Annotated in this window: 26 protein-coding genes; 21 read left to right on the plus strand and 5 right to left on the minus strand. The window is 59.6% G+C overall.

Annotated elements, in window-relative coordinates; translation table 11 throughout:
• Positions 1-25: 25 nt before the first annotated feature.
• Both H4Q31_RS16900 and H4Q31_RS16905 read left to right on the plus strand, forming a co-directional pair.
• On the plus strand, positions 26-478 hold the full coding sequence (locus H4Q31_RS16900; protein ID WP_185180238.1) for an RrF2 family transcriptional regulator: 453 nt from the start codon (positions 26-28) through the stop codon (positions 476-478).
• A 157-nt stretch (positions 479-635) separates the two neighbouring features.
• A complete protein-coding gene (locus tag H4Q31_RS16905) occupies positions 636-1,262 on the plus strand; it encodes an FMN-dependent NADH-azoreductase (RefSeq protein ID WP_185180239.1) in 627 nt (208 codons plus the stop codon).
• A gap of 148 nt (positions 1,263-1,410) precedes the next feature.
• On the opposite strand, the gene H4Q31_RS16910 is transcribed toward H4Q31_RS16905, so the two are convergent.
• Positions 1,411-2,574, minus strand: coding sequence for an ROK family transcriptional regulator (locus tag H4Q31_RS16910; RefSeq protein ID WP_185180240.1), 1,164 nt, complete (start codon positions 2,572-2,574; stop codon positions 1,411-1,413).
• A 163-nt stretch (positions 2,575-2,737) separates the two neighbouring features.
• On the opposite strand from H4Q31_RS16910, the gene xylA reads away from it, so the two are divergent.
• The 3 genes from xylA to H4Q31_RS16925 all read left to right on the plus strand — a co-directional run bounded on the left by xylA (position 2,738) and on the right by H4Q31_RS16925 (position 6,219).
• Positions 2,738-4,054 carry a xylose isomerase gene (gene xylA / locus H4Q31_RS16915; protein WP_185180241.1) on the plus strand — a complete coding sequence of 439 codons (1,317 nt, stop codon included), beginning with the start codon at positions 2,738-2,740 and terminating at the stop codon, positions 4,052-4,054.
• 92 nt (positions 4,055-4,146) lie between these two features.
• Positions 4,147-5,643, plus strand: coding sequence for a xylulokinase (gene xylB / locus H4Q31_RS16920; protein WP_185180242.1), 1,497 nt, complete (start codon positions 4,147-4,149; stop codon positions 5,641-5,643).
• Between the two features lie 210 nt (positions 5,644-5,853).
• Positions 5,854-6,219, plus strand: a complete 366-nt coding sequence (locus H4Q31_RS16925; protein ID WP_185180243.1) for a hypothetical protein — start codon at positions 5,854-5,856, stop codon at positions 6,217-6,219.
• A gap of 217 nt (positions 6,220-6,436) precedes the next feature.
• Here the strand turns inward: H4Q31_RS16925 and H4Q31_RS16930 are convergent, their stop codons facing one another.
• Entirely contained in the window at positions 6,437-7,705 is a 1,269-nt protein-coding gene (locus tag H4Q31_RS16930; protein ID WP_185180244.1) for a BaiN/RdsA family NAD(P)/FAD-dependent oxidoreductase, read from the minus strand.
• A 231-nt stretch (positions 7,706-7,936) separates the two neighbouring features.
• Here H4Q31_RS16930 and H4Q31_RS21825 point away from each other — a divergent pair, with 231 nt between their 5' ends.
• The 6 genes from H4Q31_RS21825 (at position 7,937) to acpS (ending at position 12,188) form a co-directional block, all read left to right on the plus strand.
• The gene (locus tag H4Q31_RS21825) at positions 7,937-9,604 is read left to right on the plus strand and encodes an ATP-binding protein (protein ID WP_185180245.1); all 1,668 of its coding nucleotides are present in this window, start codon (positions 7,937-7,939) and stop codon (positions 9,602-9,604) included.
• A gap of 66 nt (positions 9,605-9,670) precedes the next feature.
• On the plus strand, positions 9,671-9,796 hold the full coding sequence (locus tag H4Q31_RS21690) for a hypothetical protein (protein ID WP_260440175.1): 126 nt from the start codon (positions 9,671-9,673) through the stop codon (positions 9,794-9,796).
• Between the two features lie 24 nt (positions 9,797-9,820).
• On the plus strand, positions 9,821-10,267 hold the full coding sequence (locus H4Q31_RS16940; RefSeq protein WP_245347366.1) for a DUF3905 domain-containing protein: 447 nt from the start codon (positions 9,821-9,823) through the stop codon (positions 10,265-10,267).
• A 166-nt stretch (positions 10,268-10,433) separates the two neighbouring features.
• Positions 10,434-10,868, plus strand: a complete 435-nt coding sequence (locus tag H4Q31_RS16945; RefSeq protein ID WP_185180247.1) for a BrxA/BrxB family bacilliredoxin — start codon at positions 10,434-10,436, stop codon at positions 10,866-10,868.
• A 108-nt stretch (positions 10,869-10,976) separates the two neighbouring features.
• Positions 10,977-11,786, plus strand: a complete 810-nt coding sequence (nadE, locus tag H4Q31_RS16950; protein WP_185180248.1) for an NAD(+) synthase — start codon at positions 10,977-10,979, stop codon at positions 11,784-11,786.
• Between the two features lie 9 nt (positions 11,787-11,795).
• A complete protein-coding gene (acpS, locus tag H4Q31_RS16955) occupies positions 11,796-12,188 on the plus strand; it encodes a holo-ACP synthase (RefSeq protein WP_185180249.1) in 393 nt (130 codons plus the stop codon).
• A gap of 85 nt (positions 12,189-12,273) precedes the next feature.
• Here the strand turns inward: acpS and H4Q31_RS16960 are convergent, their stop codons facing one another.
• On the minus strand, positions 12,274-12,654 hold the full coding sequence (locus H4Q31_RS16960) for a c-type cytochrome (protein ID WP_221626876.1): 381 nt from the start codon (positions 12,652-12,654) through the stop codon (positions 12,274-12,276).
• A gap of 94 nt (positions 12,655-12,748) precedes the next feature.
• Between H4Q31_RS16960 and H4Q31_RS16965 the strand changes: the two genes are divergently transcribed.
• Together H4Q31_RS16965 and mutY are read left to right on the plus strand one after the other, a co-directional pair.
• Positions 12,749-13,654: an AraC family transcriptional regulator gene (locus tag H4Q31_RS16965; RefSeq protein WP_185180250.1), complete on the plus strand. Its 906-nt coding sequence runs from the start codon at positions 12,749-12,751 to the stop codon at positions 13,652-13,654.
• Between the two features lie 62 nt (positions 13,655-13,716).
• On the plus strand, positions 13,717-15,069 hold the full coding sequence (gene mutY, locus H4Q31_RS16970; RefSeq protein WP_185180251.1) for an A/G-specific adenine glycosylase: 1,353 nt from the start codon (positions 13,717-13,719) through the stop codon (positions 15,067-15,069).
• A gap of 590 nt (positions 15,070-15,659) precedes the next feature.
• On the opposite strand, the gene H4Q31_RS16975 is transcribed toward mutY, so the two are convergent.
• Positions 15,660-16,274, minus strand: a complete 615-nt coding sequence (locus tag H4Q31_RS16975) for a superoxide dismutase (protein ID WP_209703614.1) — start codon at positions 16,272-16,274, stop codon at positions 15,660-15,662.
• Between the two features lie 414 nt (positions 16,275-16,688).
• Here H4Q31_RS16975 and H4Q31_RS16980 point away from each other — a divergent pair, with 414 nt between their 5' ends.
• From H4Q31_RS16980 to H4Q31_RS17000, 5 genes are all read left to right on the plus strand, one after another.
• Positions 16,689-17,111, plus strand: a complete 423-nt coding sequence (locus H4Q31_RS16980) for a GNAT family N-acetyltransferase (RefSeq protein WP_185180252.1) — start codon at positions 16,689-16,691, stop codon at positions 17,109-17,111.
• Positions 17,112-17,265: 154 nt separating this feature from the next.
• A complete protein-coding gene (locus tag H4Q31_RS16985) occupies positions 17,266-17,853 on the plus strand; it encodes a DUF402 domain-containing protein (protein WP_185180253.1) in 588 nt (195 codons plus the stop codon).
• Positions 17,850-18,440, plus strand: a complete 591-nt coding sequence (gene lepB / locus H4Q31_RS16990) for a signal peptidase I (protein WP_185180254.1) — start codon at positions 17,850-17,852, stop codon at positions 18,438-18,440. The genes H4Q31_RS16985 and lepB overlap by 4 nt, the downstream gene beginning before the upstream one ends.
• 13 nt (positions 18,441-18,453) lie before the next feature.
• The gene (gene queG / locus H4Q31_RS16995) at positions 18,454-19,713 is read left to right on the plus strand and encodes a tRNA epoxyqueuosine(34) reductase QueG (protein WP_185180255.1); all 1,260 of its coding nucleotides are present in this window, start codon (positions 18,454-18,456) and stop codon (positions 19,711-19,713) included.
• Positions 19,714-19,813: 100 nt separating this feature from the next.
• Positions 19,814-20,836, plus strand: coding sequence for an HD-GYP domain-containing protein (locus tag H4Q31_RS17000; protein WP_185180256.1), 1,023 nt, complete (start codon positions 19,814-19,816; stop codon positions 20,834-20,836).
• A gap of 302 nt (positions 20,837-21,138) precedes the next feature.
• On the opposite strand, the gene H4Q31_RS17005 is transcribed toward H4Q31_RS17000, so the two are convergent.
• Positions 21,139-22,002 (minus strand): AraC family transcriptional regulator, encoded by an 864-nt coding sequence (locus H4Q31_RS17005; protein ID WP_185180257.1) that lies wholly within the window; start codon positions 22,000-22,002, stop codon positions 21,139-21,141.
• A gap of 128 nt (positions 22,003-22,130) precedes the next feature.
• Between H4Q31_RS17005 and H4Q31_RS17010 the strand changes: the two genes are divergently transcribed.
• From H4Q31_RS17010 to H4Q31_RS17020, 3 genes are all read left to right on the plus strand, one after another.
• The gene (locus tag H4Q31_RS17010) at positions 22,131-23,498 is read left to right on the plus strand and encodes a Gfo/Idh/MocA family protein (protein WP_185180258.1); all 1,368 of its coding nucleotides are present in this window, start codon (positions 22,131-22,133) and stop codon (positions 23,496-23,498) included.
• A gap of 68 nt (positions 23,499-23,566) precedes the next feature.
• On the plus strand, positions 23,567-25,018 hold the full coding sequence (gene uxaC / locus H4Q31_RS17015; protein ID WP_185180259.1) for a glucuronate isomerase: 1,452 nt from the start codon (positions 23,567-23,569) through the stop codon (positions 25,016-25,018).
• A gap of 21 nt (positions 25,019-25,039) precedes the next feature.
• A complete protein-coding gene (locus tag H4Q31_RS17020) occupies positions 25,040-26,671 on the plus strand; it encodes a tagaturonate reductase (protein WP_245347438.1) in 1,632 nt (543 codons plus the stop codon).
• Positions 26,672-26,685 lie beyond the last annotated feature (14 nt).

Consider the following 26,685-nt stretch of genomic DNA (forward strand, 5'->3'; position numbering starts at 1 on the left):
CGGCGGAAGGAACGGAGGGCTTCCTGTGAGGAACGATAGGTGCGGGACCGCAACGCCGAGATGGTTCGGCTATGCGCTTCAGTCGCTTGTCTACCTGGCGCATCGCGCGGAGAACGATTCACGCTGTCCGAGCGGAGAGATCGCGGACAAGTGCAGCACCGAAGCGACCTTGATGCGGCGCATCCTGGCTCGCCTGGCCCGGGCGAATATCGTAGAGGCTAGAGAAGGCCGCGACGGCGGCTATTATCTGCGCAAATCGCCGGAAACGATTACATTGGCGGAAGTGTATCGCGCGCTGGAGATGATCGACCCTCTCGGCGTCGGATTGATGGATACGGCGGAGGGCTGCATGCTCGGCATGGGGATGAAGAGCGTCTTCACGGACATTACGAAGGAGACTGAGCAGCTCATGATGGCGGTGCTGGAGAAGCGGACGGTGGCTGATCTGGTGCGGCAGACGTATGGTGTGGAAAAGTAAGTTACTGCAATTGACATAGTCATATTGAACGTTATATACTGTGCAAGGTTGATGCACAGTCATGGCGGAGCAAGGGGGCTCGCCGGCCTATTTTTTTGCTTGCTCTTAACTGTGCCAAAATTTATCATAGTCTCTAACATCAGGAGGAATTAGCATAATGGCAAATGTATTGTTCATCAAGGCCAACGGCCGTCCGGCCGATCAGGCGGTCAGCGTGAAGCTGTACGACGCTTTCGTTAAATCGTACCAAGAGAGCCACAGCGGCGACCAAATCACCGAATTGGATCTGTTCCAAGAGAACTTGCCATACTACGACAACACGATGATGACCGGCCTGTTCAAGCTGTCGAAGGGCATGGAGCTGACGGCCGAAGAGAAGCAGGCAGCGGACGTCGCCAACAAGTACCTGGATCAATTCCTCGCGGCGGACAAAGTCATGATCGCGTTCCCGCTCTGGAACTTCACGATTCCGGCGCAGCTGCTGACATACCTGTTCTACCTTGGACAAGTAGGCAAGACGTTCAAATATACGGCTGAAGGCCCTGTCGGTCTGGCCGGCGACAAGAAAGTCGCGCTGCTGAACGCTCGCGGCGGCGTCTATTCCGAAGGCCCGATGGCTTCGATCGAGATGTCGATGAACTATGTGATGAGCCAGATGTCGTTCTGGGGCATCACGAACGTCCAGAAGGTCGTCGTTGAAGGCCACAACCAGTTCCCGGACCGCGCGCAAGAGATCGTGGAAGCCGGCCTGGCCGAAGCTGCGACACTCGCGGCAGCATTCTAAGCTAGACAAGCCCGCTGCGCAAACGGATAAAAGCCGATCGTTTCTCCCGATGGGAGAGTCGATCGGCTTTTATTTGGTATTCTTGCAGGCTGTGTCGTCACCGGGATGTTCGGGCGACGCTCGGTCGATATCCGGGCGGCGGCGGCACTCAAGCCGACTTCAGCCGCTCGAAGAATGCGGCGATGGCGAGCTCGGCCGCGCCCATCACGGCTGAACGGTCGCCGAGCTCGGCATAGAGCAGATGCACGCCCCGCAGGTGGAAGCCCAGCGCGCGCTGCTCGACCGTCTGCGTGACAGCTTCCTCCAGCCAAGGCTGCGCCCGGCTCATCCGGTTGCCAATGACGACCGCGTCCGGGTTGAACACGTTGACGATATTCGAGATGCCGACGCCGAGGTATTCGCCGATACCGCGCAGCATGGCCAGCACCTGCTCGTCGCCGGCCTCGGCAGCCTCCAGCAGCTCGTCGAGGTCGCGCGGATAGCCTGCCGCCTCCGCTTGTTCGAGAAGCGCTTGCTCGGAAGCGTACAGCTCCCAGCAGCCGCGGTTGCCGCATCGGCAGGGTCTGCCGTGCGCCTCCACCGACAGATGCCCGAGCTCGCCGGAGAAGCCGGAAGCTCCTTTATAGAGTGTGCGATGCAGAATAAGCCCGGTGCCGATGCCGATGCCGACGCTGACGTACACCATATTGGAGATGCCGCGGCCGATGCCGAACATCCGCTCGCCCAGCGCGCCTACATTAGCTTCGTTATCAACCATGACCGGAATGCCGAACGTGCGGCTGAGCGCCTCCTTCAGCGGCACGTCGCGCCAGCCCATATTCGGAGCGAACAGCACAGAGCCGGCGCGGTCGACCAAGCCGGGAACGCCGACGCCGATGCCGACGATTCCGAAGGGGCTTTGGGGAGCCTTCTCCATTAAAGTCTGTATAAAAGGGCGCAGAACGTTAAATACTTCATCAGCATCGGGCGCTTGCAATGGGAGCTTCTTCTCTGCGATGATTGCGCCGCGCAGGTCAGTCAGCACGCCGCGCAGATAGTTAACCCCGATATCGACCCCAACCGCGTAGCCGGCCGTGGCGATGAACTCCAGCATGACCGGCTTGCGGCCGCCGCTGGATACCCCGGTTCCGATCTCGCGCACCAGTTGATTATCAATGAGGTCTTGAACAAGAGAGGAGACCGTTGCTTTGTTCAAGCCGGTGATCTCGGATATCTTGGCCCTGGAGAGCGGCTCAGCCTGTAGAATTGCTTCCAGCACGATGGCCGTATTCATTCGCTTGATCAATGCTTGATCGCCAGTCGTCGTCTTCATGCCATCGTGGCTCCTTATCGTGATGAAAACAATAAATGATTGTGTTCATCATACCACAAATATTTCACCTGACAACTTTGTTTATCCAATAGACAAACAAACTTGCAAGTGATATGCTAAGGTCGTCGCAATTCACTTAAACCATTTAGGAGGCCATACAATCATGAGCTTTTTCCCGAATGTACCTCAGATCAAGTATGAAGGCCGCGGCTCCAAGAATCCATTCGCTTACAAGCATTACAACCCTAAAGAAGTTGTCTTCGGCAAGACGATGGAAGAGCACCTGCGCATCTCCGTCGCTTACTGGCACACATTCAATGCGAACGGCACTGACCCGTTCGGTGTTGGAACCGCTGTCCGCAGCTGGGACTCGCTCTCCCCGCTGGACCGTTCCTTGGCTCGCGTTGAAGCGAACTTCGAGCTGCTTGAGAAGCTCGGCGTTCCTTACTACGCGTTCCATGACGCCGACATCGCTCCGGAAGGCGAGACGCTGGCTGAGACGAACAAGAACATCGACGTTGTCGTTGCCAAGCTGAAGGAATACCAGCAATCGACCGGCAAGAAATTGCTGTGGAATACGGCTAACCTGTTCACCAACCCGCGGTATGTTCACGGCGCTTCTACTTCCAGCAACGCGGAAGTATTCGCTTACTCCGCCGCTACGATCAAGAAGATGCTCGAAGTCGGCAAAGAGCTCGGCGCCGAGAACTATGTCTTCTGGGGCGGCCGTGAAGGCTACGAATCGCTGCTCAACACCGACATGGGCCTCGAGCTCGACAACCTGGCGCGCATGCTGCACATGGCTGTCGATTATGCGAAGGAGATCGGCTTCGGCGCTCAATTCCTGATCGAGCCTAAGCCGAAGGAGCCGACGAAGCACCAATACGACTTCGACGCCGCTACCGCCATCAACTTCCTGCGCAAGTACGGCTTGAAAGATTACTTCAAGATGAACATCGAAGCGAACCATGCGACGTTGGCCGGCCATACGTTCGAGCATGAGCTTCGCGTCTCCCGCCTGGAAGGCGCGCTCGGTTCCATCGACGCCAACCAAGGCGATTACCTGCTCGGCTGGGATACGGACGAGTTCCCGACCGATCTGTACAGCACGACGCTGGCTATGTACGAGATTCTTAAGAACGACGGCCTGGGCAAGGGCGGCGTTAACTTCGACGCGAAAGTGCGCCGCACGTCCTTCGAGGACGAGGATCTCTTCTACGCTCACATCGCGGGCATCGATTCCTTCGCGCACGGCCTGAAAGCCGCCGCTAAGCTGATCGAAGAGAAAGTGCTGGACGGCGTCATCGAAGAGCGCTACAGCAGCTACCGCGAAGGCGTCGGCGCCGAGATCGTCGCCGGCAAGCACGACCTGAAGTCTCTGGAGCAATATGTGCTGACGAAGCAGCAGCCGATCAAGAACCGTTCCAACCGTCTGGAGCAGCTGCGAGCTTCCGTTAACGAAGTCATCACCAGCGTTTGATCGGATAGAGATTAAGCTAGCTTATACCATAATCCGCATGCCCGCCCCCCGGTTCGGACCGAGGGGCGGGTTGTGCGAGGGAGGACTATCGGATGAAATATGTCATCGGCGTTGACCTTGGCACGAGCGCGGTGAAGACGCTGCTTGTGGCGCAAGACGGTACGGTTAAGGCGGAAGCGACGCGGGAATATCCGCTGTATCACGAGAAGTCGGGGTGGAGCGAGCAGGAGCCGGAGGATTGGGTTGCGGCGACGCTCGAATCGCTCAAGGAGCTGGCAGCCCAGTCCGGCGTGTCGCCGGAGGATATCGAAGGCCTCAGCTTCTCCGGCCAGATGCACGGTCTCGTGCTGCTGGATCAGAACAACGCGCCTGTTCGCCGCGCCATTCTGTGGAACGACACGCGCACGACGGAGCAGTGCCGCGAGATCGAGCGGACGCTGGGAGACAAGCTGCTGTCCATCACCCGCAACCCGGCGCTTGAAGGCTTCACCCTTCCGAAAATCCTATGGGTACGCCAGCACGAACCGCAGTCGTTCGCCAAGGCCAGCCGCTTCGTGCTGCCGAAGGATTACGTCCGCTATCGGCTGACCGGCGAGATTCATATGGACTTGTCCGACGCGGCCGGCACGCTTATGCTGGACGTCGCGAATAAGCGCTGGAGCCCTGAGGTGCTCAGCGCGTTCGGCCTCGCGGCGGCATTCTGCCCGCCGCTGGTTGAAGCCGGCGGCTTCGTCGGCACGCTGAACGCCGCTTCGGCGGAAGCGACGGGCCTTGCGCCGGCGACGCGCGTCTTCGCGGGCGGCGCGGACAATGCCTGCGGCGCGATCGGCGCGGGCATCCTGAAGCCGGGGCTGACGCTGTGCAGCATCGGCACGTCGGGCGTGGTATTAACCTACGAAGCGGACGCTTCGGCGGACTACGCGGGGAAAGTGCACTTTTTCAACCATGGCAAGGAGAATGCGTTCTACGCGATGGGCGTGACGCTGGCGGCGGGCTACAGCTTGAGCTGGTTCCGCAACACGTTCGCGAAGGGCGAATCGTTCGACTCGTTCCTCGCGGGCGTGGGCGACATCGCGCCGGGCTCCGAAGGACTGCTGTTCACCCCTTATCTGGTTGGGGAACGGACGCCGCACGCCGACGCGAACATTCGCGGCAGCTTCATCGGCATGGACGGCTCGCATACGCGCGCTCACTTCGCCCGGGCGGTCATGGAAGGCATCACCTTCTCGCTGCATGAGTCGGTGGATATCTTCCGGCAGGCCGGCAAGACGGTCGATACGATCGTCTCGATCGGCGGCGGCGCGAAGAATCCGGTGTGGCTGCAGATGCAGGCGGACATCTTCGGCGCGGAGGTCGTGGCGCTGGAGAACGAGCAAGGACCGGGTCTCGGCGCGGCAATGCTGGCGGCGACCGGCTGCGGCTGGTTCCCGAGCTTGGACGCGTGCGCGGACACGTTCGTGAAGCGCTCGCGCTCGTATCGCCCGGATCCGGCGCGATCCGCGCGCTACGCCGAGCTGTTCGGCGTGTACAAGCAAGTGTATGCGCAGACGAAGGGCTTGAACGAAGCGCTGGCTGCGTTCCGGAAGTAATTATTGTTGAGTTAAGGCAAGACACAAGAGCCTCCTTCGGCTTCGGCCGAGGGAGGCTCTTGATTAATCTCGGACTCTTCGATTCTTCTCGATCGCCCCGTCTAACGGCGAAGATCACGCTGGCTAGTGCCAGTCGTCATGCATGCCATTGCCCGCCTGAGGGCAAGTTATGCTCAGACTTCTCCAGATAAGGACGGGATCAGCTAACTTATGAGCCATGCTTCGATAATGTTCCAATTCCCGAACGACTCGGCCGCCCGGCTTGCATTCGATACGCTGCTGGATTTGGGATACGACCCTGAGCTCCATGACGCCGGGCGTCTGCATATTCACGTGATCGAGGAAGATATCACTTCGGCGTTGGAGGTCTGCCAGAGCCACGGCGGGGAGCTGCTGGAACAAGCGCCCGCAGAAGAAGCTGCGCTGACGAGTGCCTCCTACAGCTTGGACTGCGTTCCGATTCCCGCGCATCTGGTGAACGAGGATTGGACTGAGGAAGGAGTCGGCGAAGGATTGGTCTCGAGCCGCGAAGTGAACCCGGACCCCGGCGACTACAATACGTTCGAAGCAAGGTAGGGGTGGGGCGCAAGCTGAAGCAAGACCGCTGTACGCGCGGGAGAAATTCGATTATGTAGAACTTCTCGCGAACTGACCATCGAATGCGCCGGAGAAACTCGATCATTTCGAGTTTCTCTCTGTATGTTCGCGGATATCGCCGGATTAACTCGATTTTATAGAAAGCAAAGGGGGAGTTAGTTTGTTTGCGAACTAATTCGGCTCAAAGGAGCCCGCCTCAAGCCTGCGCTTCGGCAGCGCGCTCGGCGGCTGCCTGGCCGGCGGCGCGGCCGGAGGAGAAGGCGGCGGTGATATTGTAGCCGCCGGTATAGCCGTGCACGTCGAGAATCTCGCCGCAGAAGAACAGCCCCGGCGTCAGCTTCGACTCCATCGTGCGCGGGTCGATCTCCTTCACGTTCACGCCGCCGCCGGTGATGAACGCTTCCTCGATCGAGAGCGTACCGGTTGCGGACACCGGGAACGCCTTCACCAGGTGCGCGAGCCGCTGCCACTTCGCCTTCGGCACGTTGGCGACGCCGGCGTCGCCGTCCAGCTCGGCGAGGCGCAGCGCGAGCGGCACCATCCGCTCCGTCAGCCGCTGGCGGACGAGCGTCTTAACCGCCTTGCGCGGATCGGAGCGCGAAGCGACCCCCCACTCTTCGGCGATGCGCTCCTCCTTCTCGTCCGGGAACAGGTCGATGGCGACCGTCACCGGCCCCTTGCCAGCGCGCAGCGTCTTAACGACGAATTGGCTGCAACGAAGCGCAGCTGGCCCCGACAGCCCAAAATGCGTGAAGATCATGTCGCCTTCGTGCGCGGCAACTTTTCGACCATTGCCGTCCAGCACCGTCAGCACCACTTCCCTGAGCGACAGACCTTGCAGCTCGCGGTCTTGAATCCAAGGCTCGTCGGATGTGATTGGCACCTCCGTCGGATAGAGCTCCGTCACCGAATGTCCCGCCGCCTCCGCCCAAGCGTAGCCGTCGCCCGTCGAACCCGTGTGCGGGACGGACTTGCCGCCAACCGCCGCGATGACGCAACGCGCCGCAATCTCTTCCCCAGAAGCGAGCCGCACGCCAGCCGCTTGACCGTCCGCATACAGAACCTGCGCCACAGGTTGATTCACCCGGATTGTGACGCTAAGCCGCCGAACCTGATTCACCAGCGCCTCCACGACCGTCTTCGCTTTGTCCGACACCGGGAACATCCGCCCGTGATCCTCTTCCTTCAACCGAATGCCCAGCTCTTCGAAAAAGTCCGCGATCTCCCGGCTGCCGAACTGCGATAATGCGCTGTGAAGAAACCGGCCGTTGCCCGGCAGATACCCAATAAGCTCCTGCGTATCCTTGTTGTTGGTGACATTGCACCGCCCGCCGCCGGATATCCCGAGCTTGCGCCCAAGCTTGTCCCCCTTATCGAGCAGCAGCGTCCGTGCGCCTGCTTCTGCGGCGGAGATAGCGGCCATCAGGCCGGCTGGACCTCCGCCAACGACGATTACATCCCACATAAGTTGTCTACCGCGCTTTCCGTGAACGATTTTGTTATCCAATTGTAGTGGTTTTGCGCTTCAAAAGAAAGCGAGCTTCATAGGCCCGCCGGATTGTAAAACATCGGAAGTTATGTTTTAATCAAAGTAAATAAGGTTAATTGTGTTAAATAATAACAGCATTACAGATGTACGGTATAAATAAAGAGGCTTCATACATAAAGGCATCCGTGGAAACGGAGGGTCATCGGTGTGTGGCAATATACGCTGTTTCAATTTCTAATCGCTTTTATACCTATTTGGGCGATGCAGGTCTGGCTGGCGCATCCGGGCAGAGTCCGCCATAGTCCCGCCGTTACAGGCATAGCCTGCGGTTTGTCCATGATTTTGGCCATGCTTGTCGCAGAACATTCGCATGGGAACAATCTTTTTTTTGATATGCGGCTTGTACCATTTCTGGTTGGGGTGTTCTATGGCGGCATTCCTACCGCCTCTATTCTCACGGTACTCTACATGGCCGTTCGGCTCACGCAAGTAGATCAGGGTATCCCGCTGATCATGCTGGCGCTGTTCTTCTTCCTCTTCATTCCTTACCTGTTCTATAAGATTATCCACTTCCAAACCGCAGACCGCAGAGGCAAGATGCGAATCATGCTTCAATCGGCAATCATCTGCTTGCTCTTCCTGGCGGTTGAGGTTGCCAATTACTTCTGGACGAACCGAGAGAGCGCTTGGGAGTCCGTCGAAATTCTGGCAGTTGGACTGATATTCGGAGGCATGTTCCTCGTCTTGACGCTGGTATCGGTATACTTCATTGACGACGCTTATAACAAAGTGAAGCTGCAGATTGACTACAGACGGATCTCAGATAGGTATGATTACGAGGTGCAGCGGCTGCAGCACTTCATCGATTCCTCTCCGCTCGCCGTCGTCTTAATTGACAAGGAAGGCAATATCTCGCATTTGAACGAGCTGGCGTTGAAGCTTCTGTCTCCGCTGACCCGAGAAGATATTCTGCACAAGCCCTATCGCGTATCGCTAGTGGGCTGGCAATGCGACTTCGTTCTAGAGGCGACAGCCAAAGTGATGAACGGGGAGAACCGGTTAGCCGATCTGTGTACGATCCGCAACCGCCTATACTACACGACGGTCAGCTCTTGGGGTGACGCTCCGAACCTGCCGCCGGAAGGCGCTCTGCTGATCGCCCACGACATGACGGAGATCCAGCAACTGAAGGACGAAGTGAACAAGATGGAGAGGCTCAGCCTAGTCGGCCAGATGGCGGCCAGCATCACGCACGAGATCCGCAATCCGATGGCGGTCATCCGCGGATTCGTGCAGCTGCTTAATGAGCGTAGCACAAGCGAGCAGAACTCATATTTTCACATTATTCTGCAGGAATTGGATCGCGCTAACGGCATCATCAACGACTTCCTGTCTCTGGCGCAGAATCGGATCGTAGAGAAGAACGTCAGCGATCTGCACAGTCTGCTGGAGGATCTGTTGCCTCTGCTTCAGGCGGATGCGAACATGCGGGGCCAACAGATCGAGCTAAGTCTCTGCGAACAGCTGGATCCTCTCGAGCTGAACGTCAAGGAGATCAAGCAGCTGGTTCTGAACCTCGCTCGCAACGGCATGGAGGCTATGGACGATAAGGGCGTTCTGCGCATTGAGACGCATAATCTGCCGGACCGAATCGAGCTCCGGGTGACAGATAACGGCGTGGGCATTCCGCCCGAGAAGCTAGAGCGGCTGTTCGAGCCGTTCTACACGACGAAGACGAACGGCACCGGACTCGGCCTCGCGCTATGCTTAAGCATCATGGAACGGCATAACGGCAAGATTCACGTCGTTTCCAAGATCGGGGAGGGCACGACCTTCATCGTTACGTTCTGCAAGCCGGACTGCCAGTGCTGGTAATTGGTATAATAGCGGCCGGGCAGGGTTATTCTATATGGGACTTATTCAAACAAGGAGGAAGCTCCCATGCCTAACCCTCAAGGCCCGTCCCGGCTCGGGAATAAGGATCCGAAGCCCAAAGACAGCAATCGTTCGCCCGAAACGCCTGGATATGACAAGAAGCTGGACGGCCCGAATCGACCGTCCACCTGATCGATTGGAGCTGACTCGCTAATGATGAGCGACAAGAGATCCGACCGGCAGAGGAGCTTGCCCCCGGCTCCCGGACACGACGATCCGAGCCTTGATCCTTATGAGATCGAGTTCCGGCAGGAATACCGGGAGGGAAGGGGGCCGGAGGCCCCATTCGTTAACGATTACGGCGTCGTGATCGGCGACCATGATTACGCTTCACCGAATTCACCGCTCGAGCAATGGACAGAAGAGACAGATCCGCACACGATGTCGGGGGATCAGTGGGTTCATCCCTTCAAGGATGTCGGCTTCCGCACCAGGGAGAACCGCGATTTGTTTGAGACAGGGATAGCTCCAGCTTCGGGCGTGTTCATGCATCCCGCGATTCAGTCGGCTAAGCCGGAACGAAGCTGCTACGATGCGTACGGCGACGAGGATGAGTACGAGAGAGGATACTTCCCCATTCCTGAAGTGCTGGACGAGCCCTGACGATCTGTCGGGGTATTTTTTTTATCCCCCTTAAGTGACGCGAGGTTGCTTGTGGGGGTTTTGTTTTTTTTGGGGATTCCTTTTTGACGGTAATCCGGACGAAGCAGTATAATGAAGTGTAGCGGATAGACCGCCAATATGGACGTGAAAGCGAGGTAACAGCGCAATGTCGATGTCTTTTGAGAGATATATGCTGGATATGATCCAACCGATGCGCGATGATTTGACCAGCATCGGCATCCAGGAACTGAGAACGCCGGAGGAAGTCGAGCAAGCCATTCCCGATGCCAAAGGAACGACGCTCGTCGTCGTGAACTCCGTCTGCGGCTGCGCGGCGGGCCAAGCTCGTCCGGGCGTCGCCAAGGCGCTTGAGCACGACGTGCTTCCGGATCACCTCTATACGGTATTCGCCGGACAAGACAAGGAAGCGACGGCCAAGGCTCGCGAGTACTTCGCGCCATACCCTCCGTCTTCGCCCTCGATTGCCTTGATGAAGGACGGCGAGCTGGTGCACTTCATCGAACGTCACCAGATCGAGAACCGCAGCGCGGGAGAGATCGCTGCGGATTTGACGGCTGCTTTCGACCGATTCTGCCGTTAAGAAGCCAATGGCCCGCGGGTTCCGAGGTCGGGACCGCGGGCGTTTTTTTCGTAGAATGGCGGATTGCGGGCATCACCATTACATGTTCCCGTGAAGGAGTGGAGTTCCATGACTCTTCAACAAGAGATTATCGCGAAGCTTGGCGTGAAGCCGTCCATTAACGTGGATGAGGAGATCGCGCGCCGCGTCGCGTTCCTGAAGGAATATATCCGGAAGGCCGGCGTGTCCGGATTGCTCATCGCGATCAGCGGCGGCGTCGACAGCGCGGTGGCGACTGGGCTGTGCAAGCGGGCGACGGACGAGCTGTCGCAAGAGACCGGCAAGGAATACATAACGCTTGGCGTCTTCCAGCCTTACGGGGAGCAAGCGGACATCCAGCACAGCTACGCGGTGGCGGAAGCGTTCAACCTGACGCACAAGGTGGAGACGAATATCGCCGAAGCGGTCGATGAGATCGCCCTGGAGACGGAATATGCGTTCAAGGCGCTCGGCACGCCGCGGCACATGAGCCGGGGCGGCAAGGGCAACGTGAAGGCGCGCACGCGGATGGTCGTTCAGTACGCGCTGGCATTCGACCTGAACCTGCTCGTCGTCGGCACGGACCATGCATCGGAAGCGCTGACCGGCTTCTACACGAAGTGGGGCGACGGAGCCGTCGATCTTACACCGCTAAGCACGCTGAACAAGCGGCAGGTGCGCGAATTGGCGAGACGCCTCGGCGTTCCGGCGGAAGTCATCGACAAGGCGCCTACGGCGGGGCTGTGGGAAGGCCAGACGGACGAGACGGAGCTCGGCGTATCCTACGAGGCGAACAGCGATTACCTCGAGGGCAAGGAGATCGACCCGAAGGCGCGGGAGATTCTGGAGAAGCATTATCTTCGTACGGAACACAAGCGCCAGCCGATTCCGGGCATCTGACGGACGAACATGATCGTCGGGATCGGATTGGATGTGGTGGAGCTCGGGCGGATGGAGAAGCTGCTGGCGGGACCTGCGGGCGGCCGCTTCGCCGCCCGGGTGCTGACAAGCGGCGAGCTGGCGCGGTATGAAGCGCTGGCGGGACGCCGGGCGGCGGAATTCGCGGCCGGCAGGTTCGCGGCGAAGGAAGCCGTCGTCAAGGCGCTTGGCTGCGGTATCGGACAGGCCGTCGGCTTCCGTGACATCGAAGTGCTGCCGGACGCCGCCGGCCGGCCGATCGGCCGGTTGTCGGCGGATGCTTGGGCCCGCTTGGGGATGGAAGAGTCCGTACATAGCATTCACGTCGCCATTACGCATGAACGGAGCTTGGCAGCGGCGACTGCGATCGTGGAACGGCATTAAAGAAGCTCGGCGCAAGTGCGGCCGAGCTTTCATTATGGGCAGGGATTGCGGGGGCAGGCCAATGGGACGAAGCCATCGGCCCGAATTACTTATGTTCGGCCAGCCAATCCGCCAGCGCTTCGATCTGCTCCGGCTGCAGCTTATCCTTGAACGGCTTCATTAGGCTGCCGCCATTCTCGATCTGCAGTACGATCTGTTCCTTGGAGAGCTTCGATCCGACATGCCGCAAGTCGGAATCGGCTCCCATCTGGCCTTGAAGCTCCGTTCCGTGGCAGGCGATGCAGTTGCTGCGGTACAGCTTGATTGTCTCCTCCGGTCCTTCCAGAGGCTTGGAGGCAGGCTGCGGGGAGGTAGCTTGTCCGGAGCCGCTGCCGCAGGCAGACAGTATAATCAACAAAGCGGCGGATATCGCGGCGGGTACTATCTTGAGGCGGACGAGGGACGACGGAAATGGTGTTTTTTGCAAGAGCTATCTGCTCCTTCTCTAGTTTATAATTAGGACTGCTCATTCCTTCATGAGCGCGAATCATTCGATAGATCGAACACCATGAGGAGCTCACATGACTACCAGTTATTTTAACATAATGATGAATCATCTAGAACATATGCAGTTCGATGTGGCGGCTGCGGCCGAGACGTCCCTTCAGGGTATGGAGGAGGACGCGAGAGGCAGATCGGACGCGGGGGACTGTACGAAGCTTCTGTTCGTGACGGCCGGCGAAGGAAGGCTGCTCACAGCAGACGGCGAAGAGGCGCTCAAGCCGGGAGATTGCGCGATGATTCTGCCGGGCACGGAGCATGCGATAGAGCCGCAGAACGGAGGAACGCTAGTCTTCAAATGGTGCCATATTCGCGCGAAATATAGAGAGCGGGATGTCTACAAGAAGCTGGGTTTGCCCCTCGTCGTGAATCTTTGTTCCGAAGAAGCGGGCCGGCTGATCGACACCATGATTCGTTGTCTGCCTCAAGAAGGCATCGCTGCCAGGCTGCGGGTTAAGGGGGCCGTGCTGGAATTGCTCAGCCTCTATATCGAACGTCTCCCGGAGCGGGAGAAGCGGGGAGTGGAGGCGGCTCCGTCGCAGGAGATGGCGAAGATCGAGACGGTCCTTCAATATATCGACGATCACCTCATGGACAACGTGACGATCGAGGAACTGGCAAGGCTCGTCTACCTGCATCCGAATTACTTCATCGTGTTCTTCAAGAGCATGCTCGGCTGTTCGCCGATCCAATACGTCAACAACAGGCGAATGGAGGTGGCGCGGCAGTTGCTGCTGGACCCGAAGCACAGCGTGTCGGATGTGGCGAACCGGATCGGGATGAAAATCTACTATTTCTCCCGCATGTTCAAGACGCAAACGGGATTGACGCCGAGCCGTTACCGCAAGCTGGCCGCCGAGCGCAAGGGGAAGGTCTCGGGCAGCGATGCAGAGGCATTGCTGGCTGCTGCGGGCAAGGCGGATTGACTGGCGCGTGCGATTACATATCTGGCTATAGGGAAAGGCAAGGAAAGGGGCACGGACAACGGATGCAAGAGCATGAGATGAAGACAACGTTCAGCCGAGAGCTGCTGGCGTGGTATCGAAGAGGCAATCGGGATCTTCCATGGAGGCGCAGCCAGGATCCTTATTATATCTGGGTGTCGGAGATTATGCTCCAGCAGACTCGCGTCGATACCGTCATCCCTTACTTCAACCGGTTCGTGGAGCGTTTCCCGACGGTTCGGGATCTGGCGGAAGCGCCGGAGGCGGACGTGTTGAAGCATTGGGAAGGGCTTGGCTATTATTCGCGCGCCCGCAATCTCCAGGCGGCGGCGCAAGAGGTCGCGGAGCGTTACGGCGGGAAGATTCCCGACGACATTGAAGCTGTCCGCGGGCTGAAGGGCGTTGGCCCCTATACGTCGGGCGCGATTCTGAGCATCGCGTTCGGCCGTCCGGAGCCGGCTGTGGACGGCAACGTTATGCGTGTGCTGTCGCGGTATTTCTGCATCGACGACGACATCGCCCGTCCGGCGACGCGTCCGAAGATGGAGAGCCTGGCCCGCGAGCTGATTCCCGAAGGAGCGGCCGGCGACTTCAACCAGGCGCTGATGGAGCTCGGCGCCATGGTGTGCACGCCGCGCTCGCCGCAATGTCTGATCTGCCCGGTCACGGAGCATTGCGCGGGCCGGCTTGCCGGACGGGAAGAGGAGCTTCCCGTCAAGACGAAGGCGAAGCCGCCGAAGCCGCAGCACCGGCTCGCGGTGCTGGCAGAGCGCGCCGACGGGCGCGTGCTCGTGCGGCAGCGGCCGTCGCGAGGACTGCTCGCGCGGCTATGGGAGCTGCCGCATGTGGAGGCGCCGAGCGAGAGCATTTGGGGCTCGGCGGAGCAGGGGCCGCGCTGGCTGGCGGAGACGCTCGCGCTCGAAGGCGTGAGCGTCAGCCCGGCTCGGCATGCCTGCGACGCGGAGCATGTATTCTCGCACCTCCACTGGTATGTGCGAGTATGGGGCGCCGACGGCGCCATGTTTGACCCAGAGCTGGCGCCGGACGTGTCGGCAGCTCTGGGTCCCGCAGGCGCAGCCGCGCTGCGCGAAGCGGCGGCGACGTATGCCGCCGCAGCGGAGCTGGCGGCAGCGGCCGGCAGCGCGGCTGTGCGGCCGCGGGCTGCGGCGGAGGAGGCGGGCATGGCGGCTGCGCCTGCTCGTGATGCCGCTGAGCCGGTACCGGCTCACGGCGATGCAGCGGCTAGCGGAGTCAGCGCTGCACGCGCGAGCACTCCGGCGGGCGAAGATGCGCTGCCGGACGGCTATCGTTGGATCGACGGCGCCGAGTTCGAGCGGCTGGCCTGGCCGAACGTGTTCCGCAAGATCTTAGCGGACCACTTCGCCGGCCGCGGCTGAGCGCCGCGCCGCCGGAGCGCCCAACGCGCCGAGTTAATTCGTTTGCGAACTAACTCCTGCCTCTCGAACGCCCCATGTGCCGAGTTAATTCGTTCGCGAACTAACTCCCGCCGCCGGAGCGCCCAACGCGCCGAGTTAATTCGTTTGCGAACTAACTCCCGCCTCTCGAACGCCCCATGTGCCGAGTTAATTCGTTCGCGAACTAACTCCCGCCGCCGGAGCGCCCAACGAGCCGAGTTAATTCGTTCGCGAACTAACTCCCGCCGCCGGAGCGCCCAACGCGCCGAGTTAATTCGTTTGCGAACTAACTCCCGCCTCTCGAGCGCCCCATGTGCCGAGTTAATTCGTTCGCGAACTAACTCCCGCCGCCGGAGCGCCCAACGAGCCGAGTTAATTCGTTTACGAACTAACTCCCGTCTCTCGAGCGCCCCATGTGCCGAGTTAATTCGTTCGCGAACTAACTCCCGCCGCCGGAGCGCCCAACGCGCCGAGTTAATTCGTTTGCGAACTAACTCCCGCCCCCAGCCGCAAACGCAAAAGAACACCGCCGTCCCCAGTGGAGACGGCGGTGTTCCGTTTCTAGCTAATGATTACTTCTTGGCACCGTCGTACAGGGCGCCGACTTTGTCCCAGTTGACGACGTTCCAGAACGCGCCGATGTAGTCCGGACGCTTGTTCTGGTACTTCAGGTAGTATGCGTGCTCCCATACGTCCAGGCCGAGCAGCGGCGTGTCGCCTTCCATGATCGGGCTGTCTTGGTTCGGGAGGCTGTATACTTTCAGCTTGCCGTCTTGACCCAGCGCGAGCCAAGCCCAGCCGGAGCCGAAGCGCGTCGCAGCCGCAGCTGCGAACGTCTCTTTGAACTTGTCGAAGCCGCCCAGCTCGCTGTCGATGGCAGCGGCAAGAGCGCCCTTCGGTGCACCGCCGGCGTTAGGGCCGATGACTTCCCAGAAGAGGGAGTGGTTCGCATGGCCGCCGCCGTTGTTGCGGACAGCGGTACGGATGCTCTCCGGAACCGCGTTCAGGTCTGCGATCAGAGCTTCAACGCTCTTGTCGGCCAGCTCCGGAGCGGATTCCAGCGCTTTGTTCAGGTTCGTCACGTACGTGTTGTGGTGACGGTCGTGATGGATCTCCATCGTCATTGCATCGATATGCGGTTCGAGCGCATTGTTTGGATAAGGAAGCGGGGGCAGAACATGTGCCATGATTCAAAATCCTCCTTCAAATTTGGAAATATGTAGCCTACCCGTATTATCCCTGATATCGGGCATTAAAGCAACATCGGTGTTTGTAAAGTCGATCCTTGCCTATGTAATACCAATAACCATACGACGATATATAGGATTCCCATCCCTTCTTGATTCATGCAAAGGCAAAAAACGGCGAAAACGGTCGAAATCGACGGTATCATGAAGGAATTTAATGAATATCCATAGAAAGCGCTTCATAATGAAGCGCTTTCAAACAAAATCGAGCTAAAATGCTAAAAAATTTTTATGTTTTCTTAACAAAAGGGGAGAAATTTTCGATAAGTTGTCGTAAAATTAACTTTGCGTCGTCTCGTAACTTCCTATCATAATGTTCGTATCTATCTAAACTCATTCCGAGGAGAATAGAACATGAGAATTCGTACGTTCCAATTATCGGATTACCGGTCCGTTGCCGAGCTGTTGCAAGTGTCTTTGTCGGAGGAATGTTGTGAAGAGACAATGGCAGCGCTCGCGAAGCAATTGTCTTGGGATAGTGAATTGGTTCTTATCGCGGAGAGGGAAGATAGCATCATAGGCGCCATGATCGGCACGATCGACCGCAACCAAGGCTACGTCTACCGCATCGCGGTTCATCCGGACCATCGCGGCGAAGGGGTCGCCCGCACGATGCTTGCAATGATGAGCCAACGGTTCCGCCAGCGGAACGTGTTCAAGATTCAGATTGCGGGGGACAAGCATAACGAGGTGCTGCGCCCGTTCTATCAATCTTTGGCGGATCATCCGATCGATTTCGTTACGCTGTCGAAGCCGCTCGCGATTATGGCGATATAAGCGAATCAGGATAAGGGCTGCGGCTAGCAGCATCGCCTGCCGCCCTGGAGGAAAGCATATCTTACGAATCAAGAGAAGCCGTATTCGGTTGCTTTTGACCCTAAGATATGCTTTTCTTATATTAACTTTAGCCTAGTCGGGAAGGAGGCGACCTATGGATAGCCAATCGCCCAACGCCTCATACGAACGCTGCATTATTAAGAGCTTCAAGAACGACGGATCGCTGCACCGCGTCTGGCTGGAGAACTGGCAGGTGCCGGGCCGCCTGCTCCATCCGCAGCATGCGAAGGAAGACATGTGGATATGCGTCAACGACCATACGACGATCCGGGAAGCGGACGGCAAGGAGTGGATCAGCCGCGTGCCTGCGGTGTCGTTTTTCATTCCCGGAGAATGGTTCAACGTCGTTGCGCTGCTCGAGGACAAGGGCATTCGCTATTATTGCAATGTCGCGTCCCCCCCATATCGGTATGCGGACGTGCTGACTTATATCGACTACGACCTGGACATGGTGTTGCTGCCGGACGGGTCGTCCTTCGAGCTGGACCGCGACGAATATGACCGGCACAAGGAAGAATATCATTATGCCCCATCCGTTCAGGACCAGGTAATCGAGGGGCTAGGCAGGCTCCAGGATCGGATCGCGGCCCATTCGCAGCCTTTCGACGACGATGAGGTTCGCCGCTATTATAACGAATGGAAAGCCCGGTTCGCAGCCGACGGAGATAGAAGACAGGCATGAGAACACAGGCTGCGCTCGGCGCCGCGTCGGACATCGTCCAAGCACCCCAGCCGCGGCAGCCGCGATGGCTGGCAGAGGCTCTTCGCTTCATTAGAGCTCTAGTCATTGCGGCGGCGATCGTATCGCTGCTTCAGTCGTTCGTCTGCCAACTGTCACGGGTGAAGAGCATCTCCATGGAGCCGACGCTGTACGAACGCGACTGGCTTCTGGCGGATAAGATCAGCCTGGCGTTCGGGCATCCTAGACGGGGCGACATCGTCATTCTGAAGGATCCGGACCCGGATTCGGATCAGAAGAAGCTGCTTGTCAAAAGGGTGGTCGGCGCTCCGGGCGATCGGATCGAGGCGCGCGGCGGCAGGCTGTACGTGAACGGCATGCCGGAGGCCGAGCCGTATACGGATTCGGTTATCGAAGACGGGGACATGGGGCCCGTGACCGTGACGGCGGGCTATTACTTCGTCATGGGCGATAACCGGCATTGGGGAGCGAGCAAGGACAGCCGGAGCTTCGGCCTCGTGCCGGAGAAGACGATTAAGGCACGGGCAGATCTGATTGTGTGGCCGATCAAGCATTGGAATTCTCTATGAGGAGGTGAGGGTAATGGCGGACATTCAAGCCGCTCCGCAGAGAGATGCCGCGTTCTGGCGTCAATTGAAGGAAGAGATGAAGGCGGCGGCGCCGAGCCTTGGCATCGACAAGATCGGGGTGGCGTCCGCCGAACCCTTCACCGAATTGAAGGATCGCCTCATTCGCCATCGCGAGCTCGGGCATGAATCGGGCTTCGAGGAGCCGGATCTGGACAAGCGGACGGATCCGGCTCTGCTCTTCGACGCCCCCCGATCGATTATCGCGATCGCCGTCGCATACCCTTCGAAGCTGCTCAATCCCCCTGTATCGGAGCCGGGAGCAAGACGGGGCATTCTGTCCCGTTCCGCTTGGGGCGAGGATTATCACCGCGTGCTGAACGACCGGCTCTCCAAGCTGGCCGATTGGATCGCGGAGCGGGTGCCGGAAGCGCGCGGCTTGTCCATGGTGGATACAGGAGCGCTGTCCGACCGCGCGGTGGCGGAGCGAGCCGGCATCGGCTGGAGCGGGAAGAATGCCTCGATCCTGACGCCGGAATGGGGATCTTGGGTGTACCTCGGCGAGATGATTACGAATTTGCCGCTGCCGCCCGACACGCCGATTACCGACAGCTGCGGCGACTGCACCCGCTGCATCGACGCTTGCCCGACGGGCGCTCTAGTAGGGCCAGGGCAGCTTAACGCGCAGATCTGCGTCTCCTACGTCACGCAGACGAAGGGCATCGTATCCGACGATATGATGGAGAAGATCGGCAATCGGCTGTACGGCTGCGATACATGCCAGATCGTCTGTCCGATTAACCGCGGGATCGACTCGCGCCAGCATGCGGAGCTGCTGCCCGATCCGGAGGTGGCGAAGCCGCTGCTCCGGCCGCTGCTCGAGATGGGCAACCGCGAGTTCAAGGAGAAGTTCGGCGCTAGCGCAGCAGCATGGCGCGGCCGCAAGCCGATCCAGCGCAACGCGCTGATCGGGCTCGGCAACTTCCGCGACGCGGAGTCGGTACCGGACGTCGCCCGTGTGCTGCGCGAGGACCCGCGCTTCGAGCTGCGGGCGACGGCGGCGTGGGCGCTTGGCCGCATCGGCGGCAGCGAAGCCGAGAGCGCGCTGCGGTCCGCCTTGGAGACCGAGGAGGAAGAGCAGGTCCGCGCTGCGGCGGAGAAGGCGCTGGAGACGATCCGCTCCGGCGGACCGAAGCGGCGCAGCTCCAAGCGTAAGGAGCAGCAGCCGGCATCGGGGAGGCGTGACGCCGACGAGGTTCAAGGGAATTATCCTTGAACCTTTTTTTTCGATAGAAGCGATATCCGGGCTTCCGAAAATACATATTTTCACCGATATTAGATATAGGTTTGGAACGCAGAACAGGAGTGAGCAAGACTTGAAGCTAATAGACATCGAAATGGTGGAGCCGGGACAGAATCTGGGCAAGACGATCTTCTCCGCGAACGGAACCGTACTTCTGTCGGAAGGCGTGCAGTTGACTGTCTTCATGATCAGCACGCTCAAGAGGCTCGGCGTTACCATGGTATACATAGACGATCCGCTCTACCGCGACATCCCCGATGAGGAGGTGCTGTCGGAGGAGACCAAACGGATGGTCATTAAGCAGATGTCGGAATCGTTCGATGCGCTGCGCTCCGGCAAGGAATTCAACACGAAAGCGATCAGCAAGTCGGTGGATCAGATGCTGGACGATGTGCTGCAGAACCAGAATGTGCTCGTTCAGCTGTCCGATATCCGCACTGAAGATAACAAGATGTACATTCATGCGATGAACGTCTGCATGATGGCGACGCTCGTCGGCGTCAATATGGGGCTGAACATGATTCAGTTGAAGGAGCTGGCGATCGGCGCGCTGCTGCATGACATCGGCAAGCTTGGCGCGACGGAGAAGGACGAAGGCCGCCATCATCATGCGTGGCGGGGGTTCGAGCTGCTGAAGATGAAGCGGGAATACAGCCTGCTTAGCGCTCACGTCGCCTTCCAGCATCACGAATGCGTGGACGGCACCGGCCAGCCGCGCGGCATCGGGGGGGACGAGATTCATCTCTATGCGAAAATCGTGGCTGTCGCCAACATCTACGATAATCTGTTGACGGATCTCTCCGAGGGACGCCCGATACTCCCTCACGAAGCGTTGGAACGCCTTCATGCCATGTCCGGGACGGCGCTGGACCACCAAGTGCTGGTCGAATTCATGCGCATCGTCTCCGTCTATCCGAACGGTATCTCCGTTCGCTTGTCGAGCAATCGGACCGGCATCGTCGTCGGGCAGCATAGAGGGCTGCCGGGAAGGCCGATCGTGCGCGTCATCGACAAGGAAGGCGACGAGGCCGTCGGTGCGGTGGAGATCGATCTTGCGCAGCATACGACGCTGTTTATCGATGCTGTTCTGTCGTAACGGACGGACGGCATTCATCGTTTGTTTGCCTAGAGGACGGTCCTCGAGCTGACGCTCGCGGGGCCGTCCTTGTTGCGTTAGGGGCTGGCCTGCGCTCGGCGGTTCAATGGGCGAGGCGAGGGCCGGGGCGAGCCGCGGAGTAAGCCGCGGGCGGCGTGGGAGCGGGTGAGTGAACAAGGCACAAAAACAGCCTTGTTGGCGGGCGGCGTGGGAGCGGGTGAGTGAACAAGGCACAAAAACAGCCTTGTTGGCGGCGGCGTGCGAGCGGGTGAGTGAACAAGGCACAAAAACAGCCTTGCTCCTCAGCGCTTCCCGCGGAATTGCGACCGGTAGCCGCGGGGCGACAGCCTCGAGAACGCTTTGAACACCTTCTCGAAGTGGGAGAGGTTCTCGAAGCCGACCTCCTCCGAGATGTCGGTGATCCGATCGTCCGTCTCGCGGAGCAGCTTCTGGGCTTCCTTAACACGCGTGATGCCGACGTACTCGGTGAAGCTGAAGCCGGTTACTTTCTTGAATGTGCGGCTAAGGTAGCTCGGGCTAAGATAGAATCGGCGGCTTAAGCCGTCCAGCGTCATCGGCTCTTGGTAATGGGCAGCGATGTACCGGGCGATCTCGGTCATCTTGGCTTCGGTGGGGGAAGGCGCGCCCTCGGCATGCCCCGCATCGGCATCCAATGCCTGACGGGCCGCGAACAGCAGTACCTCCACGGCGGCATTGCGAATCGACAGCGCATGCCCGGGAGGGCGTTCCTGGATCTCGCGCAGCATCCCGTACAGCAGTTGTTCGATATGCAGCCTGTCCTGCGTCTCCAGCCGGAGCACTCGGCTGCTGCCGCGGAACGAGGAGAGCAGCAGCTTGGCCTCTTCTTCAGTGAACTGGCGGAAGTAGCCGGGGCTGAAGTACAGGACGATGCGCTCGTGGTTCGGTACGCCGGTATCCGACGTCTTGTGCACCTCGTCGCCCGGGATTAATACGAGATCGCCAGGCTGAATCGCATAGGAACGGTCCTTGATGAAGTAGAACCTCTCGCCGCCGAACAAGTAATAGAGCTCGAAGTGGCCGTGCATATGGTTCGCCGGCATTGAGTAATGTCCCCTTCTCCGGTCGTACTCCACATAGAAGAGGTCGCTCTGGCTGCCGTATCGAAGCCCGCTGCTGAGATTCATGCGAACGCCTCCAGTTAGGACAAAATATGCGGGTTTTCATTAAGAATAACATAGATTGCGGAGCTAATATGCATATAATTGCGGTACATTCTCTTCATAAGGAACTTAAGACAAAGGAGAGATGGGGCATGGCGAAGAAAAAGTATGTACAGGTCGGCGCCGGCGGGCGCGCTGAATTCTTCTATTCCGCGATCGCGACGATGTTCCGGGACACGTCCGAGCTGCTCGCCTTCTGCGATATGAACCAGACCCGCATGGATTACGCGAACAAGCTGCTGACTGGCAAGTACGATTACCCGGCTGTGCGCACCTACAAGAGCAACGAGTTCGAGCGCATGATCGAGACCGAGAAGCCGGACGCCGTCATCGTCACCAGCGTCGACCGGACGCATCACACGTACATCATCCGGGCGCTGGAGCTTGGCTGCGACGTCATCACCGAGAAGCCGATGACGGTCGACGAAGAGAAGTGCCAGCAGATACTCGACGCCGTCGAGCGCACGGGCCGCAGCGTCCGCGTGACGTTCAATTACCGCTACGCGCCGCATCACACGAAGGCGCGGGAGCTGATCGCGGACGGCACGATCGGCGACATCACCTCGATTCACTTCGAATGGCTGCTGAACACGCAGCACGGGGCGGATTACTTCCGTAGATGGCATCGCGACAAGCGGAACAGCGGCGGCCTGCTCGTGCACAAATCGACGCACCACTTCGATCTCGTGAACTTCTGGATCGGCTCGCAGCCGGACACGGTGTTCGCGATGGGCGACCTGCTCTTCTACGGCCGGGAGAACGCCGAGAAGCGCGGCGTGACGAAGTTCTACGACCGGGCGACTGGACACCCGAACGCGAAGGACGATCCGTTCGCGCTGCCGCTGGACGGGAACGAGCATCTGAAGGCGATGTATCTCGACGCGGAGCACGAGGACGGCTACAAGCGCGACCAGAGCGTATTCGGCGACGGCATCTCGATCGAGGATACGATGAGCGTGCTCGTGAAGTACAAGAACAAAGCGCAGCTGACGTACTCGCTAAACGCCTATTTGCCTTGGGAAGGCTACCGGATCGCGTTCAACGGCACGAAGGGCCGCATCGAGATGAAGGTCGTCGAGCAGTCTTACGTCAATTCCGGCGGCGACAAGGCGCTGGAGGGGGCGGTTCAGGGCGTGAACATTCTCGTCTTCCCGATGTTCGGCGAGGCGTACAAGGTAGACTTCGAGCTGGGCGAAGGCGGACATGGCGGCGGCGACCCGGTGCTGCTGAACGATATCTTCGGCGTGCCGGCGCCCGATAGGTTCAACCGGGCGGCCAACCACATCGACGGCGCGCGCTCGATTCTGACGGGCATCGCGGCGAACAAGTCGATCCGCACCGGGCAAGCGGTGAAGGTGGACGATCTCGTCCGGTTCTACGAGCCGTCTGCCCGAGCTAAGGCAGCCGGCCGCCCTGCGGACGATTCCAAGCGCGAAGCAATCAGCGCGAGCTCGAACTGAGGGCGCGGCTGGAACTACCTTTTTCGACAGAAGGACTATACGATTATTCGACGGAGGAAGATCTGCACATGAAGACGTTTATGGATGACCGATTCCTGCTGGGAAGCGACACGGCTGTCACGCTGTATGAACAATTCGCCAAGCCGATGCCGATTATCGACTACCACTGCCACCTCGATCCTCAGGCGATCTACGAGAACAAGCCGTTCAACAATTTGACCGAGGTATGGCTGTACGGCGACCACTACAAGTGGCGGGCGATGCGAGCGAACGGAATCGAGGAGCAGTATGTGACGGGCGGCGAAGGCGTCAGCGACTACGACCGATTCTTGGCATATGCGAAGACCGTGCCAATGACGATCGGCAATCCGCTCTATCATTGGTCGCACCTTGAGCTTCGCCGCCTCTTCGGCATCGATGAGCTCATTAATGAGAAGAACGCTCCAATTATATGGGAGAAGGCGAATGCTCGGCTAAGCGGAGGCGGCTTCACGCCCCAGGACCTGATCCGCGGCTCGAACGTCCGCGTCGTCTGCACGACGGATGATCCGGCGGACTCCCTCGAGTATCATCGGAAGTTAATGGAGGAGAACCGCCACGGCTTCCAGGTTCGGCCGTCGTTCCGTCCGGACAAGGCGCTGGAGCTGGCGCGTGCGACGTTCCGGCCTTGGCTGAAGCGGCTGGAGGAGATCTGCGGGTATGAGGTATCCAACTATGACTTGCTGCTGAAGGCGCTGGAAGAGCGGATCGAGGCGTTCCACCAGACGGGCTGCCTGCTGTCGGACCACGCGATCGACACCGTCATGTTCGCGGAAGCGACGCGGGAGCAGGCAGCGGCGATCTATGCCAAGGCGTTGCGCGGGGAGTCCGTAACCGCCGAGGAGGAAGCGCAGTACAAGACGCACACGCTGCTGTTCCTCGCCCGCGAGTATTCCAAGCGCGGCTGGACGATGCAGCTTCACATTCACGCGAACCGCAGCAACAACACGGTGATGTTCGAGAAGGTTGGTCCCGACACCGGCTTCGACTCGATCAACGCAGGGCCGCTGGCCGGGCCGCTCGTCAAGCTGCTGGACGGCATGGAGATGGACGGCGGCTTGCCGCGCACGATTCTGTATTCGCTGAACGCCGGGGACAACGATGTGCTCGCTTCGATCATCGGCAGCTTCCAAGGAGGCGGTATTCCGGGGAAAATCCAGCTTGGCTCCGCGTGGTGGTTCAACGATACGATCGACGGCATGCTCGCCCAGATGAAGTCGCTCGCGAACATGGGCTTGCTCAGCCGGTTCGTCGGCATGCTGACGGATTCCCGCAGCTTCCTATCGTATCCGCGCCACGAATACTTCCGCCGCATCCTCTGCAATCTGATCGGCGATTGGGTAGAGAATGGGCTTGTTCCGGCCGATATGGAGCTGCTTCAGACGATCGTGGAAGGCATCTGCTACCGGAATGCCGAAGCTTACTTCCGCTTCGGCTCCGAGTCCGCGCAGATCGATCGTCCGACGGCAGCCGGCGTCTAAGCGTTGAGAGGGAGCGGGAGGATGAAGCCAATCGGAACGAGGCGGGGGATGGATGCGATTCGCGCGTCCGGAGCGCCAAACGGGAAGGTTAACGATGGGTCGAATGAGAGCGGATTCCAGCCGAATGAGCAGACCGCGGAGACGGCTGACTCGATGCCTAAAGAGCCGCTTCGGTTGATCCGGGCGGCCCTAACAGGCGAAGACGCAGAGCAATATGAGCGCCTGATGGGTTATCCGGTTAAGGTGCTTCAGATCGGGGAGGGCAGCTTCCTCCGGGGCTTCGCGGATTGGATGATTCACCGCTGCAACAAGCAGGGGCTGTTCGAAGGCGGCGTTGCCGTATCGCAGCCGCGTCCGTCCGGCGCGGCCAAGCTAGCGGAGCTGAAGCGCCAGGACGGATTGTACCATCAATGGATTCGCGGCCTGCAGGGCGGGAAGACGGTCGACGAGCTGGAGCTCGTCTCCGTCTTCTCCCGGATGATCGATCCGTATGAAGAGTGGGGCGAATTCCTCGCGCTGGCGGATGGCCCCGAGCTTGAAGCCGTCGTATCGAATACGACGGAAGCGGGGCTGACGTATCAGCCGTCCGAGTGGGCGCCGGATCATCCCGTGCTGTCGTATCCCGGCAAGCTGGCGGTGTTCCTGCACCGCCGGTTCGAACGCTTCCAAGGCGATCCGGCGAGCGGACTGCTGCTGCTTCCGTGCGAGCTGGTCGAGCGCAACGGCGACAAGCTGCGCGACATCGTGCTGCGGCATGCGCAGGATTGGGGGCTGCCGGAAGCCTTCTCGAAGTGGATTCGCGAGCATAATCGGTTCCTCAACTCGCTGGTCGACCGGATCGTGACCGGTTACCCGGAGGCGGAAGCGGAGGAGCGGCTCGCCGAATTAGGAGTGGAGGATCGGCTCCTCAATGCGGCCGAGCCGTATCATCTATGGGCGATCGAAGGCGAGCCGGAGCTAGATGCGGTGCTGCCGTTCGCCCGCGCCGGGCTGAACGTGCGGTGGGTCGACGAGCTTCAGCCGTATCAGCTGCGTAAGGTGCGTATTCTGAACGGCGCGCATACGCTGATCGCAAGTGTCGGCTTGCTGAACGGGCTAAGCGAGGTGCGGGAGGCCGTGGAGCATCCCGTCTACGGCGAGTTCATCCGCGGCGCGATCATGGACGAGATCGTTCCAATGGTGCCGCTGCCCGAAGAGGAGATGAGGCGATACGCCGAAGAAGTGCTTGAGCGATTCGCCAACCCGTTCGTGAGGCACAAGCTGGCTGATATCTCGCTGAACAGTCTGTCCAAGTTCAAGGTTCGCCTGTTGCCGACGCTCGAAGCTTATGTCGAGCGGACGGGCGAATTGCCGCCGCGCATCACGCAGGCGTTCGCTTCGCTGCTTCGGCTGTATCGCGCGCGAGAGACGGATGGCGGATACGCCGGCAGCCGGCTGAACGGCGAGCCGATCGCGCTGCGCGACGATCCGGAGGCGCTGGCGGAGCTCGCCGCGCTTTGGGCGGGAGTGGACCGCGGCGAACGGGGAATGACGGAGCTGGTCGCCGAGCTTCTCAGCCGTTCGGCCTGGTGGGGCCGGGATCTGAACGAAGTAGCCGGCTTGCGCGAAGCGCTGGCCGATGCGTTGACGAGGATGGAGGCGATGGCAGAATGAGCGACGCGGGAACG

It is taken from the genome of Cohnella lubricantis (assembly GCF_014212015.1).
GTDB lineage: Bacteria > Bacillota > Bacilli > Paenibacillales > Paenibacillaceae > Cohnella > Cohnella lubricantis.

Bases quoted from the DNA above. Each gene is read 5' to 3' on its own strand.
- H4Q31_RS16945 (WP_185180247.1), top strand. From the start codon at position 10,434: ATGTCGATGTCTTTTGAGAGATATATGCTGGATATGATCCAACCGATG.
- H4Q31_RS16910 (WP_185180240.1), bottom strand. From the start codon at position 2,574: ATGAAGACGACGACTGGCGATCAAGCATTGATCAAGCGAATGAATACG.
- queG (WP_185180255.1), top strand. From the start codon at position 18,454: ATGGCGGACATTCAAGCCGCTCCGCAGAGAGATGCCGCGTTCTGGCGT.
- H4Q31_RS17020 (WP_245347438.1), top strand. From the start codon at position 25,040: ATGAAGCCAATCGGAACGAGGCGGGGGATGGATGCGATTCGCGCGTCC.
- H4Q31_RS16905 (WP_185180239.1), top strand. From the start codon at position 636: ATGGCAAATGTATTGTTCATCAAGGCCAACGGCCGTCCGGCCGATCAG.
- H4Q31_RS16930 (WP_185180244.1), bottom strand. From the start codon at position 7,705: ATGTGGGATGTAATCGTCGTTGGCGGAGGTCCAGCCGGCCTGATGGCC.
- H4Q31_RS16940 (WP_245347366.1), top strand. From the start codon at position 9,821: ATGAGCGACAAGAGATCCGACCGGCAGAGGAGCTTGCCCCCGGCTCCC.
- acpS (WP_185180249.1), top strand. From the start codon at position 11,796: ATGATCGTCGGGATCGGATTGGATGTGGTGGAGCTCGGGCGGATGGAG.
- H4Q31_RS17005 (WP_185180257.1), bottom strand. From the start codon at position 22,002: ATGAATCTCAGCAGCGGGCTTCGATACGGCAGCCAGAGCGACCTCTTC.
- H4Q31_RS16975 (WP_209703614.1), bottom strand. From the start codon at position 16,274: ATGGCACATGTTCTGCCCCCGCTTCCTTATCCAAACAATGCGCTCGAA.
- H4Q31_RS21690 (WP_260440175.1), top strand. From the start codon at position 9,671: ATGCCTAACCCTCAAGGCCCGTCCCGGCTCGGGAATAAGGATCCGAAG.
- H4Q31_RS16980 (WP_185180252.1), top strand. From the start codon at position 16,689: ATGAGAATTCGTACGTTCCAATTATCGGATTACCGGTCCGTTGCCGAG.
- H4Q31_RS16985 (WP_185180253.1), top strand. From the start codon at position 17,266: ATGGATAGCCAATCGCCCAACGCCTCATACGAACGCTGCATTATTAAG.
- xylB (WP_185180242.1), top strand. From the start codon at position 4,147: ATGAAATATGTCATCGGCGTTGACCTTGGCACGAGCGCGGTGAAGACG.
- mutY (WP_185180251.1), top strand. From the start codon at position 13,717: ATGCAAGAGCATGAGATGAAGACAACGTTCAGCCGAGAGCTGCTGGCG.
- H4Q31_RS16965 (WP_185180250.1), top strand. From the start codon at position 12,749: ATGACTACCAGTTATTTTAACATAATGATGAATCATCTAGAACATATG.
- H4Q31_RS17010 (WP_185180258.1), top strand. From the start codon at position 22,131: ATGGCGAAGAAAAAGTATGTACAGGTCGGCGCCGGCGGGCGCGCTGAA.
- lepB (WP_185180254.1), top strand. From the start codon at position 17,850: ATGAGAACACAGGCTGCGCTCGGCGCCGCGTCGGACATCGTCCAAGCA.
- xylA (WP_185180241.1), top strand. From the start codon at position 2,738: ATGAGCTTTTTCCCGAATGTACCTCAGATCAAGTATGAAGGCCGCGGC.
- nadE (WP_185180248.1), top strand. From the start codon at position 10,977: ATGACTCTTCAACAAGAGATTATCGCGAAGCTTGGCGTGAAGCCGTCC.
- uxaC (WP_185180259.1), top strand. From the start codon at position 23,567: ATGAAGACGTTTATGGATGACCGATTCCTGCTGGGAAGCGACACGGCT.
- H4Q31_RS16925 (WP_185180243.1), top strand. From the start codon at position 5,854: ATGAGCCATGCTTCGATAATGTTCCAATTCCCGAACGACTCGGCCGCC.